17 protein-coding genes are annotated in these 17,141 nt (G+C 36.2%); 7 read left to right on the forward strand and 10 right to left on the reverse strand.

The features are described from left to right. The first annotated feature begins 11 nt into the window (after positions 1 to 11). Complete coding sequence (locus B0475_RS06520; protein WP_077410965.1) at positions 12 to 914, forward strand: LytR/AlgR family response regulator transcription factor; 903 nt, start codon at positions 12 to 14, stop codon at positions 912 to 914. Positions 915 to 930: 16 nt separating this feature from the next. Here B0475_RS06520 and B0475_RS06525 read toward each other — a convergent pair whose 3' ends face one another. Next, positions 931 to 1,350 carry a hypothetical protein gene (locus B0475_RS06525; RefSeq protein WP_077410966.1) on the reverse strand — a complete coding sequence of 140 codons (420 nt, stop codon included), beginning with the start codon at positions 1,348 to 1,350 and terminating at the stop codon, positions 931 to 933. A 355-nt stretch (positions 1,351 to 1,705) separates the two neighbouring features. Here B0475_RS06525 and B0475_RS06530 point away from each other — a divergent pair, with 355 nt between their 5' ends. Then, entirely contained in the window at positions 1,706 to 2,041 is a 336-nt protein-coding gene (locus tag B0475_RS06530) for a hypothetical protein (RefSeq protein WP_077410967.1), read from the forward strand. A gap of 760 nt (positions 2,042 to 2,801) precedes the next feature. Here B0475_RS06530 and B0475_RS06535 read toward each other — a convergent pair. The 5 genes from B0475_RS06535 to B0475_RS17785 all read right to left on the reverse strand — a co-directional run bounded on the left by B0475_RS06535 (position 2,802) and on the right by B0475_RS17785 (position 7,758). Continuing rightward, positions 2,802 to 3,902, reverse strand: coding sequence for a hypothetical protein (locus B0475_RS06535; RefSeq protein ID WP_077410968.1), 1,101 nt, complete (start codon positions 3,900 to 3,902; stop codon positions 2,802 to 2,804). A 264-nt stretch (positions 3,903 to 4,166) separates the two neighbouring features. Then, a complete protein-coding gene (locus tag B0475_RS06540) occupies positions 4,167 to 5,207 on the reverse strand; it encodes a GTP pyrophosphokinase (protein WP_077410969.1) in 1,041 nt (346 codons plus the stop codon). 229 nt (positions 5,208 to 5,436) lie between these two features. Beyond that, complete coding sequence (locus B0475_RS06545) at positions 5,437 to 5,940, reverse strand: hypothetical protein (RefSeq protein ID WP_077410970.1); 504 nt, start codon at positions 5,938 to 5,940, stop codon at positions 5,437 to 5,439. Positions 5,941 to 6,001: 61 nt separating this feature from the next. Then, positions 6,002 to 6,796, reverse strand: coding sequence for a hypothetical protein (locus tag B0475_RS06550; protein ID WP_077410971.1), 795 nt, complete (start codon positions 6,794 to 6,796; stop codon positions 6,002 to 6,004). 611 nt (positions 6,797 to 7,407) lie between these two features. Then, positions 7,408 to 7,758 carry an excalibur calcium-binding domain-containing protein gene (locus tag B0475_RS17785; RefSeq protein WP_198538153.1) on the reverse strand — a complete coding sequence of 117 codons (351 nt, stop codon included), beginning with the start codon at positions 7,756 to 7,758 and terminating at the stop codon, positions 7,408 to 7,410. Positions 7,759 to 7,979: 221 nt separating this feature from the next. Here B0475_RS17785 and B0475_RS06565 point away from each other — a divergent pair, with 221 nt between their 5' ends. Then, positions 7,980 to 8,219, forward strand: coding sequence for a hypothetical protein (locus tag B0475_RS06565; protein WP_077410973.1), 240 nt, complete (start codon positions 7,980 to 7,982; stop codon positions 8,217 to 8,219). A 784-nt stretch (positions 8,220 to 9,003) separates the two neighbouring features. On the opposite strand, the gene B0475_RS06580 is transcribed toward B0475_RS06565, so the two are convergent. The 4 genes from B0475_RS06580 to B0475_RS06595 are packed head-to-tail and all read right to left on the reverse strand — an operon-like array spanning position 9,004 to position 13,259. After that, on the reverse strand, positions 9,004 to 9,762 hold the full coding sequence (locus B0475_RS06580; RefSeq protein WP_077410976.1) for a hypothetical protein: 759 nt from the start codon (positions 9,760 to 9,762) through the stop codon (positions 9,004 to 9,006). A gap of 2 nt (positions 9,763 to 9,764) precedes the next feature. Next, complete coding sequence (locus B0475_RS06585; protein WP_077410977.1) at positions 9,765 to 10,667, reverse strand: ATP-binding protein; 903 nt, start codon at positions 10,665 to 10,667, stop codon at positions 9,765 to 9,767. Then, positions 10,657 to 12,546, reverse strand: coding sequence for a hypothetical protein (locus B0475_RS06590; RefSeq protein ID WP_157892752.1), 1,890 nt, complete (start codon positions 12,544 to 12,546; stop codon positions 10,657 to 10,659). Before B0475_RS06590 ends, B0475_RS06585 begins: the two co-directional genes overlap by 11 nt. After that, positions 12,543 to 13,259, reverse strand: coding sequence for a hypothetical protein (locus B0475_RS06595; protein ID WP_077410979.1), 717 nt, complete (start codon positions 13,257 to 13,259; stop codon positions 12,543 to 12,545). Before B0475_RS06595 ends, B0475_RS06590 begins: the two co-directional genes overlap by 4 nt. A gap of 209 nt (positions 13,260 to 13,468) precedes the next feature. On the opposite strand from B0475_RS06595, the gene B0475_RS06600 reads away from it, so the two are divergent. The 4 genes from B0475_RS06600 (at position 13,469) to B0475_RS06615 (ending at position 16,964) form a co-directional block, all read left to right on the forward strand. Beyond that, complete coding sequence (locus tag B0475_RS06600) at positions 13,469 to 13,939, forward strand: hypothetical protein (protein WP_077410980.1); 471 nt, start codon at positions 13,469 to 13,471, stop codon at positions 13,937 to 13,939. 187 nt (positions 13,940 to 14,126) lie between these two features. Beyond that, complete coding sequence (locus B0475_RS06605; RefSeq protein WP_077410981.1) at positions 14,127 to 15,476, forward strand: KAP family P-loop NTPase fold protein; 1,350 nt, start codon at positions 14,127 to 14,129, stop codon at positions 15,474 to 15,476. 126 nt (positions 15,477 to 15,602) lie between these two features. Beyond that, the gene (locus B0475_RS06610) at positions 15,603 to 16,172 is read left to right on the forward strand and encodes a recombinase family protein (protein WP_077410982.1); all 570 of its coding nucleotides are present in this window, start codon (positions 15,603 to 15,605) and stop codon (positions 16,170 to 16,172) included. A 147-nt stretch (positions 16,173 to 16,319) separates the two neighbouring features. Beyond that, positions 16,320 to 16,964 (forward strand): hypothetical protein, encoded by a 645-nt coding sequence (locus B0475_RS06615; protein WP_157892753.1) that lies wholly within the window; start codon positions 16,320 to 16,322, stop codon positions 16,962 to 16,964. The last annotated feature ends 177 nt before the right edge of the window (positions 16,965 to 17,141 follow it).

The raw sequence follows: 17,141 nt of genomic DNA on the forward strand, positions 1-17,141 counted from the left end.
CACAACCTACCATGATGAATAGCCGTATTGAGATCAGCAACCGCGCCACTGTGTTAGGGGTTATCTCGCTGTGTGTGATGGTGGTGTTTTTTGAAACCGCCCAACAGTATTTTTACGTCAAAACCTATGACCTCAGTGCGGAAGCGACCTTTCTTGATCTGTTCATCACACAGAGCAGAAAGTGGTTTATCTGGCTGCTCAGCCTGACCCTGGTGTATCGTTACATGTCACGATTGGCCGGGCAGGAAACCATCAGGGTAAAGGATGTGCTGCGGGTGTTTGTGATGATCTCTGGATGCCTGTTGTTGGTCTTACTGGTCATGTCACTGGTTGAAGTGCTGCTCAACGCTGATCGGTTCAGTGCCGCTGTCTATGGGTCCTATTTCAGGTTTTATGTGTTTCAGAAAACCCCGATTTACATGTTGGGTTACCTCATTCTGGCAGTGGTATTCTATCTGTTTCAGCTCAATCGCCTGCTGGCCTTTCAGATACTCGAATTCAACCAATTGGAAGCCAAAGACAAAGCCAGTTATTACAGCGAACACAACAATCAGTCAGTGGACCAACAGGTTTCGGTTCTGAAAATCAAAGTCGGCAACAGCCACAAAATCATCAACATCAACGACATTGACTGGATTGAAGCCGATGATTACTGCGTCAATGTGCATGTCAGGAATAACCGCTTCGTGTATACCATGCGCACCAGCCTGAAAGCGCTTGAGCAGGTCTTACCCGGGGACTTTATGCGGGTTCACCGCAGCGCCATTGTTAACATGAATGCCGTCGAAGAATACACCTCAGGTGGTTCAGGCTCCATCAAGCTGACCACCGGTGATGAGATCGTCATAGCCAAAAGTAAACTGAAACTGGTCAATGAATACTTCAGTTACTCCAGCAATGGCATGGAACATTGAGCTCCACTGTTTATTCCTACAATGCAGACTTGATGCCCCGAGCTTTGTTGTCCTCATGGTGCGGTTGCGATGCACTTTGACTTTCATCAGACTTGTCAGGCTTTATTCGCATACTGGTATCAGATTGCCTGCCACAACCAAAATGGGTGGTTAGCGTGTACCCCTTGCCCTCTGGGATTATGATGGCATCTGCAGGAATGCCCAGACCATCCATGGCATAACGCACCTTATCATCGAACAATTCCGAGGGCAAAAAATATGCCACCACAGGAATCGGCGGTAGTTCCCGGCATTTTTCTTTCAGTGCTGGTGGTTGCCACTTGATACCTTCCCGCTGAAAGTACAATTTCATGGAGTGCTCTTCGACATTGCCGCAAGCAATGGCACCTCCGCTCAACACCAAAATCATGAATGGTGACCAATTCAATAAACGCATCTTGTGTCTTCGGCTAAAACTCATTGGACAGCTGGCTGTTCTTTTGGTTTAAATCTAAAACTTATACTCCATTTGTGTGGCTGTTGATAACACTGGCCGAATGACAAAAGTCCCCAAACGCTGAGGCATTGCCTGTCAGTATGATTGATTTTCAGACAATCCAAGTAAAACCTCAACCCCATTTGGTTAACCATTAACCAATATCTGGTCTGGCCAAAATCTCCGGGTACTTCTGTGCAACTATCAACAGACTTATCAACAGCTTCTGTGGAAAACAGAAACTTCAAAGCATCAGTGAGAGAAAACTGTTGCTGATGTCACCAATCATCAGCAGCATTATTTTTAGGAGCCCATCATGCACATCAACTCAAAATCCAAACTGGTCACCGCCTCACTGAACCAGGCTTCCAAAGCCATCAAACAATCGGTAGATTCCATTCCTGATTTGTCGGCTGAGCAGAAGAAGGCGGTACAAAAAGCCATCGATGATACCACTGTGGTGACGGCCGAAGTGCCCAACACCTTCGTCTATAAACTGGCCATCGGCTCGATCGCTGCGGTGGCCGTGATGACCGTACTGGGCGGCATCTATCTGGCAGAACAAACACCCAACTTCCTACAAACCACCCTGGCAACCGCGATTGGCGCGCTGGCCGGCATGGTGGTGCCGACACCCAAGGCAGGACTTTGATTCAATTGGGATCAGTGAAACATCAGCGGTTTTATCTGCCGTTCTGGATTCAGAATCACACCAATTTGGCTCTGGTGTTCAGCCGTTATTAAGTCCATCAAAGATGTGTCCTTAGAGGGGGACAACAAGGGGTACAAGGTGGGGTACATGTACCCCTTTCCTTCGATTGAACCATCCATTCCATCAGTAAATATCAAAAATCATCGAAAAAAAACCCATCCTTACATGCGCATCTTATGTCATTGTATTTATTGTTATTTTTCACAAATTACATGACTTTTGACAGGGATGTAAGGGGTGGGCCTCCAAGTAAACCCTTTGCTTGGCTAATTTCCTATATCACTGAACTAAAGACCTTTCCTCACCTCAACCACCAACTAAACCATTTGCTTTTTCTGTTCAATCCACAGCATGATTGAACATGCCACAATGGCAACTAAACCATTTGCTTTTTTTTCTCAGAATTATTCAATTTAACCAACTACAATGGTGAGAAATATGAATAGTAAGACCTGTGAATTGTAGACGCATTTAATCAGTAAATTTCATCCTTGTCATGGTGCTGAAATTGGGGGAAAGGTCATTGCTTGAAATCAATTACGTATTTTTTCAAAGAGCGTAATCCTACTGGCAAACATCACCAATTAATACTGCGAGTAATTCAAAACATGGAGTTAGATGCGTCCTGAGAATTGCAGACACTTTTGGATGGAATGATTATCCTTGTCAATTTGCTATGATTGTAGGAAAAAGATATTTGTTAACATCTTTCTACGTCTGCGACCTCTTTCTCATAACAACTTAACTTATTCTCAAAAAATTTTATTCTCGGTGAATTTAGGCCAAAATATTTAATTTCTGTTTGGATTGCTTCTTCAAATAATCCATTAGCTGCAAACGCACATGGTAAAGTATCTTGATAGATACAGACATTTTCCATTTCTAGAGATTTTAAAGAATAGCTAACTGCATCTTTAACGTAGTTAATTCCTCTAGCGTTTTCTTGAGTTGATAATTCCCAAGCAAAATTGTTATATGCCAACGCAGATACATATAAATCATCTATATCCAAGTAAGCTTTAAATTCATCAAAACATTCATGAGAAGCACCATCATCAATGACTATGCTATGGTAATAAACTTGTGTTTCTAATGTCGTCCTATTTTCTAAATACTTGTTAGTTTCCTCACTCTTTGTATTAATTCCATATGCTAATCTATAGTCATTATCAGAGTACTCTCTAGCATCATTAGTGTCCCAATTTAGATAGCTATTTTCAAAATTCCATCGAATAAAACTATGTTTTGGGACCTGAACAATTGTTAATGGCAAGTCCAGTATTTCCCCAACAGAATAGTATAAAAATGATGATAGATCACAATCTATTGGCTTCATTCCAACATTCCAGAATTTAGAAATATTTATAGAACGATATTCTGGCTCATCAATTATTAAGCAAATTTTTTCATTGACTACTGAATGCCTTGATTCTGGTGAAGAAGTCACGATAGTGTTTAAGTAAGTGTCTGATAGTCTGTTTGTTTTGATGCAAAAGACATATCCCAAATCACTTAACGTTCTATCAATCTCAGAAAGAACTAGGATAGCTTCGTTTTTATTTGCATTTTTCAAATTTGGAATTTCAAGCTTGTTTATACGGTCTACAACTGTTTGTAAAAACACATTTATACCTACATGGGCTTTTTCAAAATCAATAGGGTTTCTTCTAGAACATTTTTCTTCAATATCAATTAATCTGTGCGAAATAGTATTAGTAAAATTATTGTTTATTGGAGATTGTTTGACATTAGAACAAGCTGCCAGGCTAAACATAAAAATTATTTTAATTAATGACTTCATGATTATTTTGGCTTAATAAAGACTACACAAAATTTTACAGATACATTTGAACTATTTATATTAGCCAATAATTGCTTTAATTCATATCAATAACCGCATTTATGTACATTTATTTTGTCTGGTAAGGCCTGAGTTTCCTAGACACTCTCTAGCTTCAAAAAAACTTCGTTTGTAAGGAATAACAATAAATTTTTCACATGTATCCGAAAAATCAGAGAAAACTTCGAGCTTAGATAAACTGATACCTATTTTCTTCTGCAAAGATTAATCATTTTTAAAAATCGTTCCATCAACATCCCAACGATTTAAATTTGTTTTTGCCCTATCAAACATAAGAGCATCGAAGTTCACATTATTCGAGCGATACAATATATGCCTTATTTGAGTATATGGGTTAAGGTTTCTACCTATTTGATTTATGCACCACTCTCTATATTCCTCAATTCTTTCATAATGATTTTTCATGGCTTCCTCTACCTCAATAATTGTGACATCATGTTTTACTTCTCTGATATCATCTACAAAACCTTCAATTTTATCCTCATGAAAATTGTATTTGGGATAGTAAGCGTGTACTAACTTTAAAAAATTAAAAGGATTAAGTGGCTGCTCTATTGGATTTCCATATTCGTCTTTTTCAATCTCTGCAGTTACTAATTTCGCTGTTTCCTCTCGCAAAGAATCGAATTCCCTATCGGCTAATTCAAATAATCCGGCAAGATTGTAAACACGCCTCTTCAGTGGACTAGGTAAATCTTTTTTGTACTTGAGTTTATGATCAATTTCACTCCAAGCATCCTGGGCAATAGTTCTGACTTGAACTTCAAAAGGAAAATCCTTTAAGCTTTTATATTCAGGAAGGTTAATCCTTTTATTATTCAGTTTTAAATCAAGATGCTGCCCCTTATATCCAAACTTATCATCTTCTGAATGTAATTCTTTTGTTTTATTTGTTTCATCTATCAAACAAAAGTTGGATTTTAACTTACCTACTACAGTTTCTATATTAGACTCATAAAGACATACCACCCTGATGCCGATGATATCAGTTAAATAATTTTTTATTTCATATTCAGTTGATTTTTGCTCTAGATCTGTTTGATATTTTCGTTGAAATTTCTTCACGCATTCATTTCTGTCTTTCAGGCGAGAGAGAACTTTTGGTAAAGGAACACCTTCTATACCTGAAAGTAATAGGTGGATTAAATTTTTGTATGTTTTTTCAGCCGCCCTTAGGAGTGGATAGTTTTGAGCATACCACTCTCGGAAGTTTCTATTTGCAGTTTCAAAATCTTGTGAAGGCATTTTGTTTCCTCTCTATTCTTAACATTTTTTTACATGAATACCATCTAACAAGATATTTGCATAATATCAATGCTCGTTGTTTTGACAGTACTCCATTCTAAATCTTTGTGATAAAGATCGAGTTTGTTAAACACTCTACTGATTCTCACACACCATTGGGTTTTAGTTCGTTTCCAGAGACGATTTCAGGTATTACTTCGATTCCACGGACCATTTAGAGAAGATTTTTCTAATCTAAATATCTAAAAACTCTACGAACATAGTAATTTTTATGATTCTCTGCATCATAAAATGAAAATTCATCTTGTGTTGGGAGGGCTCCTAAAGCCATTTCTAACTGCTTGTTTATTTCTAGATATATAGCAATACCATCAACCAACATTACGGATCGAATAAATTTTTTACTAACATATCCTGACTTGTACAATTTATAACCTCTATAAAAATAATGACTTACTTTCCTTCTGGCAAGATCAACTTCTTTTGCTTCTTCGTTTCCAACTCTTAGGTCTTTGAGCCACTTCGAAGCAAAATTATTTATATTGGAGTCCCTGTACTCTCTCAACAATCGTAAAGATCTTGACATCTCGGGGGAAGAATACTCTTTTAAAAATTCTACAACCAAAGAAGCTTCAGAACTTCGCTTTCTACTGATCAATGATTGCCATGAGACAAACAAAGCCATCAGCGAAATCATAACTACGGTCAAATCAAGTTCATCAATATTGTTCATTTGTTAATGCACCTCCCCAATTCGGATAGTAAAGAAATAATCTGCAGCACCGTGAATAATTTCATTCTTTTTTCCACCTCAAAAGGTTTTCTGCCAAGTTTCTAAAATCATTGGTTGCGGCAATAAATTGTGAGCATGAATATTCATGGAAACCAACTTTATTCGAACCATTAGTTGTTAATTGATTAAAGTAAAAGCTATCCTCATTTACTGGATTTATCTTCAGTTTTATTTTGGACAAACATACATATTGATTACGAAAATCAAAATTTGAAATAAATTGATTACGGCCTAAATAAGCGTCTCTCTCAAACTTATATAATTCTAGGCTGTACTTCATGATTACTCCTCCAGCTAGACCAATGAATATTAAATGATACAGTGAAAATGTTTTAACAGAATCCTTTAGATTTTTAGTATAATGCTTAATCGTAACGGCAACTCCCGCTACAGATATTAGCAATAAATTTATTGTCACATACTTGATTAATACCAAACTATTCACCAGCTCCAAACTTGGTTCATACAATGGCCCTACTGAATAGAATAGTTCGGTTTTTACCAGGTTACTCATGAATGAAAAAGCCAGAAAATGAATAACCAAAATCATAAATGCCAGAATTATTTGAGTGGGTTTAGAGCTTTTCAAATACTCTAAAATTAACTGATAACCTACGAGGTATAAACAAAGCAATAAAAGATATAATTCAAGAGTGAACAGCTTAGCTATGTTAATGCTTGTGAAGTATGATAAATATATTGAAAAAACTAAGGTAGCAACACCAGCCACCCAAAATCCATTCCATATTTCATATATTAAAAACCGTAGCTTTTTTTCCCTTTTTTTCTTTTTCATATCATGTAATACAGCAATAGGATAAAGCTTCATTCATTAGATTGTCACAATGGTTGGGCTACAAGTAGAATTCATTAAAAAATTGACGGGATCACAATAACTTTAAAAGCTATAGAAACGGTGTTAATTAACAGAATTAATGGAAACTCAATCCAGAATATAGGCTCCCACCATGAGAATCTTATTCTCCATCTTTCAATTTTTGATTTCTGATGAAAAATAATCATCAAAGTAAAAATTGACGCAATCAAAATAAGTAACCACCCAATAGAATTGGCTACAGTCTTGTTGATCTGTTCAATATCAATTGTTTTTACTTCCCTGGTTATTACATAAATAAAACCACCAAATATAGCCAATGAAATCTTTATGTAAAACTCAAACAACCTATAAATTGAGCTGTTATGAGCCTGTATGAATATCGTTCTGTCATCATCTTTCTCAGCATGGTGTTTACTCCTTTTCCTTGATCCGTCAGGCTGAAAATTGTGGTATCGGATAATTAAACAAGAAAACACCCAGATTAATACTGGAATTGATAATAAAGCTATAAATTTAATCCATTCAATCATTCCTTTCCCCACTTTTTAGGTTGTTGAGATTAGACTTAGTCATCCACCACAAATACTCTCACAAGGAACCCCATCGTTGTCGCCATCAAGACTGTGCACTTTACATTCATCTAAATAAAACTTAGCTTCATCACAACTTTTCATTTCTCTGCAAACAGTTTTTCCACTGCAAGTAAAGTTGTTTTTATTGGGATTTAATAGACTTCTTACCGAAGATCGAGCTTGTGACTGTCTTGCTTTAGTTTTTTTACCAGAGTTGTGACAGTGATACTCACCTGTTTTCCGATTGTTGTGGCACCCATCAGAATTTGTTCTACCACCATGGCTTTGAGCAGTAAAACAAATGGAAAAACAAATAAATACAAATAACACCCTCACAACTAACAACATATATCATGCCTTACCATGCATCAAGTTATTTTTCAATTATGTACATAATGTTTTGGGGCAGTTGATTTAACTATTACATTAAAGGGCTAGATCCCGTTTCCAGGGAGGGTAAAGAAATGATGAATTGCTTTTTAACCTGGCCAAATTGTGGCAAACTCAATTGGTATACATATTCTTCAATGATAAAAGTTTCATACACTTAATATTTATTGAGTAAGCTCATGTCTGTAATCGTACCCGAATCAAGTAAAATAATGAGGCGTTCAACCAGGCCTGTTGGTTTTAAATCTCCTCTTCGATTAATTAAGTATCTGGAACAAGATCAGATTTCAACAGAGGCTTTTATAAACATAATCAACTCCCTATCTATTCCTGAAGATAAAAAAAACCTGATCCTCAATCATCCCAGGGTTGTAAAAGCTATGAAGGAAAATACTCAGTTTTTTTGGACAGCATCATGAGTGACAAATCTAAATACAGATCTGTGGACTCGACTAAGCAACTAGTTAATCAATATAGTGATACACAGCCATTGATACTCACTGATGAAATGGCCACCACTATGCTTAAAAGCATTAACTGTCCCCCTGAGCCTAATCAAAAGTTATTAGAGGCTAAAGCAAAGCATGAGAAAACAGTGACCAATTAATCTGTGTCATACTGCATCCGTCTCATCACTCCTGAAAAAAACACTTACTTTTTTGTACTTTCGAGTAATGACCAACTCATCACAATTTGTATTTAAATAAATTAAACCTGCCTGAAGAATTTCAAACATGTCTTGCCAACTGAGAATCATTAAATCTGCAGTATTCCTGGCCTCAAATTGATTGACCAATCCTTGAAGCAACCTTCTACAATCAATCTCGAAAAGAAACATTCTAAACTCGTCAGAGATGAAGTAGTGGCGATCATCCACTTGATGAGTCAAGCATTTGAAATAGATCTCGATCGGCTTGTTCTTCATTCTATTAAAGAATGATTTATTGAGAATTTTCGATGAGTTTAATTTCAGTGAATCATAACCATTTTGATTGATATCGTATGACTCCCTACAAATAAGGCTCATCAGTATCTTCATAGAACACAAACTGCATGCTCCTTTGGAATTGACACAAGAAAAAAGATTATGTCCTGGCTGTTTTGTGTGGTCATTGATTTGCTCGCACAACCTATTAAGAACCATGAATTTTCTTCTACTGAAGTCTCGGTCTATTTTGTTTCTCTCTCTGTAATCAAAGTGCTTTAAACAGAATTTTTTTTTACAATTCTTGTTTCAGATACAGAAAACATGGACAGAAGCTCTAGGGTTTCATCACACTTGATGCCTTCATGAGCCAACGAGTACAAAGCCAAAACTGCTGAGTTGTTAATACGATCTTCAGAAATATCTTGATTTGGAGAAAATCGATGTATTTTGACATTTGGAATTTTCTTCGGAATCAATTTATTTAAGTAATACTCCAGTCGTAGAAACGGTTTATATATCTTCAAACCATTGGGATAGTTTTTATTCAGCTTTGTTCTATGAGGGGCTAACCCACATAGGCCACAATTCCTTTTTGATAACTGGCCAACTGTAGGCCATGACTTACCGCAAGATGGACACTCACTGGTCAATTTTTCCCTATGAATAGGACATGCTTTGATCCAGTAAAAGTCAAAGACAGATGAATGATATCCTTCAAATGCACAGGACTTACAGTGTTTGACAGGCCTGTATCTTTTAACGAACTTTGAACTGTGCTTAAGTACTTCGAATTGTCTAAACCCAGATACAGTGTTTTTAACCCTCAGTTTTTCAGATTCCACAATCAACCTGTGAACCTTCTCAGCAGGGCTCATTTTCTTGATTCTTCCATTCTCAAGATTTACCCAATTGAAGTTTTCAAAAAGTTGATCCATACCAAAACTCTTTTGACTCAGATTTGACTCATACACTCGCTTAAGTCTTGAGTAAAAACTTTCTCCTGGCAGTGCAAATACCAAGCCGGTGATTATCATTTTTAAACTCTGACCAATTCTTCAACCAAACCCGAAGCTTCAATGCTGTTTTTTATCATCATGCAAATTTCATCATCGCTTTGTACACCATATCTGGGTAAATAATCAGCCAATAGAATTCGTATCATGGCAATAAAATACTGCATACCCCATGAGTGGATTTTCAAGTCTGACTTGAAATCAGAGGTGTAAACATCCCAAATCAAATGACTGATGGATTGAATTCTCCAGCCATCTTTAAAAAGTTCAGGTAAGAATATTTCGGTTTGGGATTTATCAATCTCAGCTAAAACTTTGAATAATTCATCGTGGTTCCTAATACCATGAAATAAATATTCATTTTTAAAAAACCTTCCCCAAATATGATCACATTCAGGTGTTTTTATCTTCCTCAAGAGAGGCTCAGAGGTTTTAAGGTTACCAATGAAGATGACACTCAGATTTAATTGAAAGTAAGCAAGGGCATCATGCAGCTCATTAAATACTTCAATCTGATGAGTGCTCAACCGTTGCATTTCATCTACCAAGATCACTACCTGCTTTGTACTGTTGGTACATGCCAGATCGGCAAAGTAATGAACCAGGTCATTGGACATGACATCTGCTGTTGCATGCGTTTTGATTTTCATCCTAAGGGAATAACAAAGCTTCTTTAAAATCCCAGCCACGGTTGTGACATCTCTTTCAGGAACTGAGAAAAGGTGAACAGGAACAACTTCACCCAATCTATTTTTCAAATCATTCTTGATGACCCGCATGGCAGCAGATTTACCTACCCGTGAATTTCCAAGAATGTACCCACCCAAATAACCATTCCATAACCAGCTCTGTACCTTAGACTTTAGTTGGCTGACCATTGGTGTCTCAATAAAGAAACCACTTGAATTAAAAATATCACTGCTCATCAGTACGGTCCGAAGTGTTGTTGAACATACTGACGTCCCAGGGCTTAATAATGATGTCACGAGTAAGTTTTGAGGGCTTATTCCTTAATGGTTTGACGTAAAGATTCTGGTTCTTTAATCCTACTGCTTCACTCTGAAATTCTCTGGCTACTCTGATGATTTCCAATGCTTTGTTAGGAACATGTTTTTCATTGAGCAAACTCTCAAAATATCCAGATTGATAGTCCCTGGTAAGTAACCTTTGTCTTTTAACAACCCTTTTGATCTTTTGATATGTCTTTAAACTGAGTGGATATTTTTGCCAGCTTTTTGAAGCAAATAATTCACCCAGATATTTGCCACTTTCAGTAGATGCTTTGACTGTTCTTATGTCTTTAACGTTAACAAGGATGATTACTTTTTCACCATAAAGTTGGACATCATTGATTCCAGGGCCTCTGTACCTCATTCCTGAGAATTGCACCACGGGTGTTCTTCGCTCATGCTTGTATCCATACACCTTGACCTTTTCAATTCTCTCAAATGGGCTTCTACAATGACTCTCTGCCTTGTAATTGAGCTGCAACGGATATTGTTGGTAGTGTTCATGTAGTACTTCAAGAGGATTTTTGCCACCAAGGACGTTTTGAGGTTGAATATTGTGTCCTGTAAAAATAATGCTCAAAAAGTCTTCAAGCTCTTTAATATTCAACATTGGTGGTTTCTTATGATGTCGAAGTGACTCTTTTTTTGGATCCTTGGGATTTGATCCAGTAGTTGATTTGAATCGGTGCAAGTATTTGTTCAATCGGTTGAAAGCATACTCGACTGAGTTTCTCGTCTTTGGATTTGCCGGCAGTCCATAATTTAGAGTTGAATCCAATTCACCACACACATAATCAATGATTGAATATGCGTGATGAGCCATGGCATTATCAAGTTTTAGCTTGCCAATACCCAATCTTCTCATCTCATTTGAAATGGCTCCAGGCAGACATGCCCCAGGTTCATACTGAGTATTGGGTAAACAGATATCTCTTGGTTTCCATTCTGAATGAATCTTCACCAACAATGACAGTAAATCATATTGATTGGGCTCTTTTGAGAGACATACGTGATATGCCAATATACAATTGGACTCAACATCTATGGCCAGTAACAGAGCAAGTCGTGCTACCCTCAGTGTAGATTGAACCCCGTCAACATCCACAACCACGTTACAATTAATATCCATAAGCTGTGAATCAATCTCCACCTCTTCAAAGCAGTACCTTTGCTGTGGTTTGTTTAGGGGTATGATGGCTCTTTTTCTTGCTTTCGCTAACAAGTAGCACTGTGATTGTTTATGGAAGTATTTTCTACAACTTTCCACTGCTAAGTTTTGCTGATCAAATGGGTATTGGTTGGAAGGCCAATGTTTTTCTATTAGCAGCTCTAGAAACTTTTTATGAACAACTGCAGGCGAAAGGTTTTGACCATGAACTGAATCTGATACAAATGCTTTGATCATGGCATCTAATCGTACTTTTATATCAGCATGATTCTTCAGAATATATTGAAAAGCGCCTCTTGCTCCTGAATCATTGTTTACACTCAGTCGAGTTTTCCTCTCTCCACCCAAGATTTTGAGTTGAGGAATCAATCCTGAGGTTAGACTCGGCTCCTCATAGGGTAGGCCAGCTAAACACCTATTGAGTAAATATGAAATAAACTGGCGCGTTACATTGACGTCTCGGCTGACATCGCTGATTTTTTCTCCCAACATCACTCTTGAAACAATGATTTTATTTCTGATAAATTTCTTATTCTTATCACGCGGTAAATCAATGATGTTAATACCTGGCCATGTATTGATGTCTTTTAGTGAAGGATTTTGCATCAACCTTTTCTTCCAACTCATGAACATAGTGCCACCATAGTTGAATAATTGATCTTCCTGTCTTTCAAATCCAATGCAATCTGTCCTCTATGCGCCAATCTAAAAACAGCAATTTCTAATTTCTGATTAGCCAGGCGATCACCAATCTTTATTAAAAGTCCAAATTCAGTTTCACCTTCCACTGACAATTGGTCCATGATCTTTAACTCTTCTGTATCAGTATTGATCATTTCAGCACTGAGAAGAGTTTTAACAATGTGGTGCCAATTCAGTGCAAGTGTTTCTTTTTTCAAAATTGATTCATTAGTCAGGACTTTGAAGTTAAATCCTTGTTGCTTGAAGTAGCCCTTTAGAGGTTTCTTCAACTTGGTATCAAACTTACCTTCTGGCTTCAGCTCAATAACATATCTTTTAGTTCTGAATACATAGAAACAATCAGGAACATATCTTCTGTTTTGAACCAGCAAACGAAATGGTTGTGGAACAAATGAAGTAATCAATGGGTTTCCTTCTAGCAAAGCAGCATGCAAATACTCAGGGTAAGAGTGAAATATGGCTATCTGGGGAAATTTTATGAATCTCTGGAGATAATAATCTGTAGCTCTATTCAGTTTCTTGGCTGATGAATGTTGTTGTATTGGAGTTAGTGATTCAGATTCAATCCTTACATCACTGAAAAAATTTTGAGCGAATTGTCTTTCTTGTTTAGCCATCTGAAAAAATTGCTTTTCCATTAATTTACACCAGATTTTCAGAATAGGTTGCGTACAACTGATAGAACTGTTGTACAATGTAAATTATTGATATATTTATATAATTTACTAATTTGGGATATTGAGAAATAAAGTTTACATAACAATGCTTTTAATAAACTTAGTTTACTAACTCATGGTATTCGCAAACTCATATTTGCAATATAAGCAATTATTAAATTACCGTCTCGGTGAAAAAAAACTTAGAAACAAATTGCGATGCGGCTTGTTTAAAGCCTGGAGCTCTAATTGAATTACTTAAAATCAGTGATCAGACGTTAAGATATTGGAGAAATCATCTCGACCCACGACAAGATAAACATATTTTTACTGGTAGAGATATATTAATGTATTCAGTATTCAATTTAATGATTCGAGCTGAACAAGTTCAAGTTCGAGACTTGAAAGGTCACAACTGGGCCGAGGTGTTTAACTTCTGCCATAAGTCTTCCAATCAAATTTTACTCAATAGTGCTCTGGTTTATGACGCTTATACAAAAAGCTTGTATATTGCAAAAAATGAATCTGAAATTGACCTTGAGGACAATTGGATTCATTGTGTTAAGTTTAGAGTTGCGAGAAAACTAATCCTTGATGCTTTAGACAATATAGTTAAGAAGGATAACATTGTTTATATTAATACTTATTGCTCAAATCGTTGATTTTCACCCCAAAAATAACCGTGAAATTCCTATAAGGCATAGTTAAATTTGACTTTCAGTTGCTCAACGTCAAATATAACAATATTGCAACCACTAATGTTTTTATATTTTTTTGCACAGATTTTGCTTCACAATTAAATTATTCTCTGTATACACTATCTAGAATTTATTTGTGAGCATCATAGTCATGGAGTCATTTTTAACCGATTTTGATGAAAGTTTGACTTTCGAAAAAAGAGATGAATTCAAAAGATTGCCAATAGCAAATAATATTATTAAGCTATTGAAGTCAGAAACAGACATTTCTCCAATGGTGATTGATGGTGGCTGGGGCTCAGGTAAAACAGAGTTTTCAATTAAACTGATAAATCACCTGAATAAGGCTCCAGGAAATCACAAAGTCATTTATATAGATGCATATAAAGCAGACTATAGTGATGAGCCTATCCTTACAATCATTGCTTCAATACTCAATTTATTTCCTGACCAAGATGGCTCTGTTAGAAAAAACATTATACCAGCAGTCAAATATGGTTCAAAAGTACTGATGAAAGCGGCTTTAGGCTGGACTCTTAGGCAAGATTTCGCGGATGTTGTTCAAGATTTCGAAAAAACTGTTGAAGAAGTTGGAAATGATGCAATTGACAAACTCATAAAAGATCATCAAGAAGCTAAAAAAAGTATAGAGCTATTAACCAACACTCTAAAGGAACTGACTAAAGAAAATCCTTTGATAATATTCATTGATGAGCTTGATAGATGTAAGCCCGATTTTGCTATCAAATTACTTGAAAACATTAAACATATATTTGACCTTCCTAAAATTCAGTTTGTTCTTATAGCTAACAAAAATCAACTAAGAAATTCAATAAATCACGCATATGGATTAAGTGTGAATTCACACCAATATCTAGATAAGTTTTTAAAATATAGTATTTCATTACCAGTTTCCAATGTGAGTAATGGTGAAAAAATTGGTCATTATGCAGTTGACCATTATTTTAAGCTGTTACGTGAAAGCCCAATATTATCTAATTCAGAACTCTTAAGAACTAAATACGATAATTTTATACAAAGGCTCTTTGAAGAAAACAATCTAAGCTTTAGAGAAGTGGAAACCTTAGTTCGGCATTTAGAAATACACCAAACAGTTTCACACTATCTGGGTAACATGAGACTTGGCGATTTATTGTTGACTTTACTTGGCACTTTCATTTTTTGCTTCAAACCCAAGTTAACAAGTCATATAGAACTTGAGAAATTTGATCCTCAAGAAATATTAGATTTAATTGGTATTAATGCTGATGAGTACACATTACCCAATAATGCATCAATCACTACTACAACTAGAATAGATATTGTTTCAATCGTAATTCTTGTGGATTCGCAAAGTAAATCTCCATCAGATATCAACCCTGAAACTGATTTAGTTGAAGACATAATTGATAGGGAATTCAGACCAACTGACTTTTATGGGTCAACTGGTAGGCTAAGCATTATTCTAGATACTATAAATTATCTAAAACTAAACGTGTAACATTAAAAATAGAATTCTATTTATTCATAAATTAATAGACATTTGATTTACCCATCCAATCTTGTCTATTATTTCCTAAAACAAGCATATAATAGACATTTATTCTATAAATCGATTTAATAGACAATGAGAAAGTTTGGATATGCCAGGGTATCAACATCTCAGCAATCACTCGACATTCAGGTGAGTCGCCTGAAATCTGAAGGTGTTGAGGATTTCAGGATATTCACTGATAAGCTCTCTGGGAAGCAGTTTGATAGAGATGGTTTGAATACTCTCCTGGTCAAAGTAGAGAAAGGCGACCTCATTTTAATTACCAAACTCGATCGACTGGGTAGAGACACCCTAGACATGATTAAATTGGTCAACCAATTTCTGAAACTGGGAGTTCACATTCGCTTCTTAGATGACGGACTATCGACAGAAGGAGCGACAGGTAAGCTTTTAATAACTATTTTATCTGCAATTGCAGAAGCTGAAAGAACCAGGATTCTAGAAAGAACTAATGAAGGAAGAGAAGCTGCAAAAAGACGAGGTGTGAAATTTGGACGAAAACGATCCGTAGATAGATCCAAAGTTATTGACCTTTTTAACTCTGGAATTAAAGCTTCAGAAATAGCATCTAAACTACAGATTGGTAGATCAACAGTATATAAAATATTGAAGGAATCTCTGAATTCAAATGACATTAAATGATCAAGCGAAGCAATTAACACACATTGCGTAGTGAAGCGAATAGCTTGTGGGTCTTGTGTGGTAAGATTTATAACTTTGAACAGATATGTATACAATGGATTAGCCAAATTTGAAGTTTAACTCAGCACAATCTAAAGAGCATGAACAATGAATGAACGTTCGAGAACATTAAATCACTTATTGATTTCACTTTTTTTGTTGATTTCAAACAACTCATATTCAGGCGAGTATGCACAAATCCATGAACCAATAAAAAAAGAGTATAAACAATCGCTTCTGGATGGTATTAAATCAACATACAAACAGACTGGTGAATTCAAGGACTCATTCAGTATGATTTGCGATATGGGCGAAGCAATAGAAATTGAGGAAAAAGAAGGTTGGTATTCAAACAACCCTGTCCCTGGTTTAAAGCTTGAATTAAGGGCAAGAGCAGTCACAAAAATGGGTGAAACATCTTTTAAGGCAAGTGGCTTTGTGGTTGTGACTAAAAACGGTGACGACTTAATTGTTTTTAAGCCTATTGGAAATTTAGAGAATGGTGTATGGAATGGGGATGTGTTTAATAGTTGGGATGAATCTGCAACAGAGATTGAAGTAAGAAGCGGTCGATTTGGAAATGATGGCTATGCTTCTTTTGATCTTTTAGATGGAAAAGGGTTCTTTTACAGGAACAATAATCCAGACCCTGAATATTTCTTATTTAACTGTAAAAGAATAAAAAAAACCGGCTTGCCTGTGTATGATTGGTATCATAAAGACACCGAATCAAATTTAGATCTGAATGGATAGATTTTTTTCTTGTAGGTCAAATTTCCTGGGAAATAATGGTTTGGCAATCTCAACGACAAGGTTTCTATTTTGAAAACACTTCTCTTCCTATTGATACTGTCCTTTTCGACCAATGTTCTTGCATCAGGCTCAGGAAATGGGTTCATGCAAGTAATGCTGATGGTTTTTGTTGTGGGC

Source organism: Marinicella sediminis (genome assembly GCF_002000055.1).
Lineage (GTDB): Bacteria > Pseudomonadota > Gammaproteobacteria > Xanthomonadales > Marinicellaceae > Marinicella > Marinicella sediminis.

What these genes read in the sequence shown, in the direction of transcription:
- B0475_RS06615 (WP_157892753.1), top strand. Translation starts at nt 16,320, where the DNA reads ATGAATGAACGTTCGAGAACATTAAATCACTTATTGATTTCACTTTTT.
- B0475_RS06530 (WP_077410967.1), top strand. Translation starts at nt 1,706, where the DNA reads ATGCACATCAACTCAAAATCCAAACTGGTCACCGCCTCACTGAACCAG.
- B0475_RS06580 (WP_077410976.1), bottom strand. Translation starts at nt 9,762, where the DNA reads ATGATAATCACCGGCTTGGTATTTGCACTGCCAGGAGAAAGTTTTTAC.
- B0475_RS06545 (WP_077410970.1), bottom strand. Translation starts at nt 5,940, where the DNA reads ATGAACAATATTGATGAACTTGATTTGACCGTAGTTATGATTTCGCTG.
- B0475_RS06565 (WP_077410973.1), top strand. Translation starts at nt 7,980, where the DNA reads ATGTCTGTAATCGTACCCGAATCAAGTAAAATAATGAGGCGTTCAACC.
- B0475_RS06550 (WP_077410971.1), bottom strand. Translation starts at nt 6,796, where the DNA reads ATGAAAAAGAAAAAAAGGGAAAAAAAGCTACGGTTTTTAATATATGAA.
- B0475_RS06535 (WP_077410968.1), bottom strand. Translation starts at nt 3,902, where the DNA reads ATGAAGTCATTAATTAAAATAATTTTTATGTTTAGCCTGGCAGCTTGT.
- B0475_RS06520 (WP_077410965.1), top strand. Translation starts at nt 12, where the DNA reads ATGATGAATAGCCGTATTGAGATCAGCAACCGCGCCACTGTGTTAGGG.
- B0475_RS06605 (WP_077410981.1), top strand. Translation starts at nt 14,127, where the DNA reads ATGGAGTCATTTTTAACCGATTTTGATGAAAGTTTGACTTTCGAAAAA.
- B0475_RS06540 (WP_077410969.1), bottom strand. Translation starts at nt 5,207, where the DNA reads ATGCCTTCACAAGATTTTGAAACTGCAAATAGAAACTTCCGAGAGTGG.
- B0475_RS17785 (WP_198538153.1), bottom strand. Translation starts at nt 7,758, where the DNA reads ATGTTGTTAGTTGTGAGGGTGTTATTTGTATTTATTTGTTTTTCCATT.
- B0475_RS06525 (WP_077410966.1), bottom strand. Translation starts at nt 1,350, where the DNA reads ATGCGTTTATTGAATTGGTCACCATTCATGATTTTGGTGTTGAGCGGA.
- B0475_RS06595 (WP_077410979.1), bottom strand. Translation starts at nt 13,259, where the DNA reads ATGGAAAAGCAATTTTTTCAGATGGCTAAACAAGAAAGACAATTCGCT.
- B0475_RS06590 (WP_157892752.1), bottom strand. Translation starts at nt 12,546, where the DNA reads ATGAGTTGGAAGAAAAGGTTGATGCAAAATCCTTCACTAAAAGACATC.
- B0475_RS06585 (WP_077410977.1), bottom strand. Translation starts at nt 10,667, where the DNA reads ATGAGCAGTGATATTTTTAATTCAAGTGGTTTCTTTATTGAGACACCA.
- B0475_RS06610 (WP_077410982.1), top strand. Translation starts at nt 15,603, where the DNA reads ATGAGAAAGTTTGGATATGCCAGGGTATCAACATCTCAGCAATCACTC.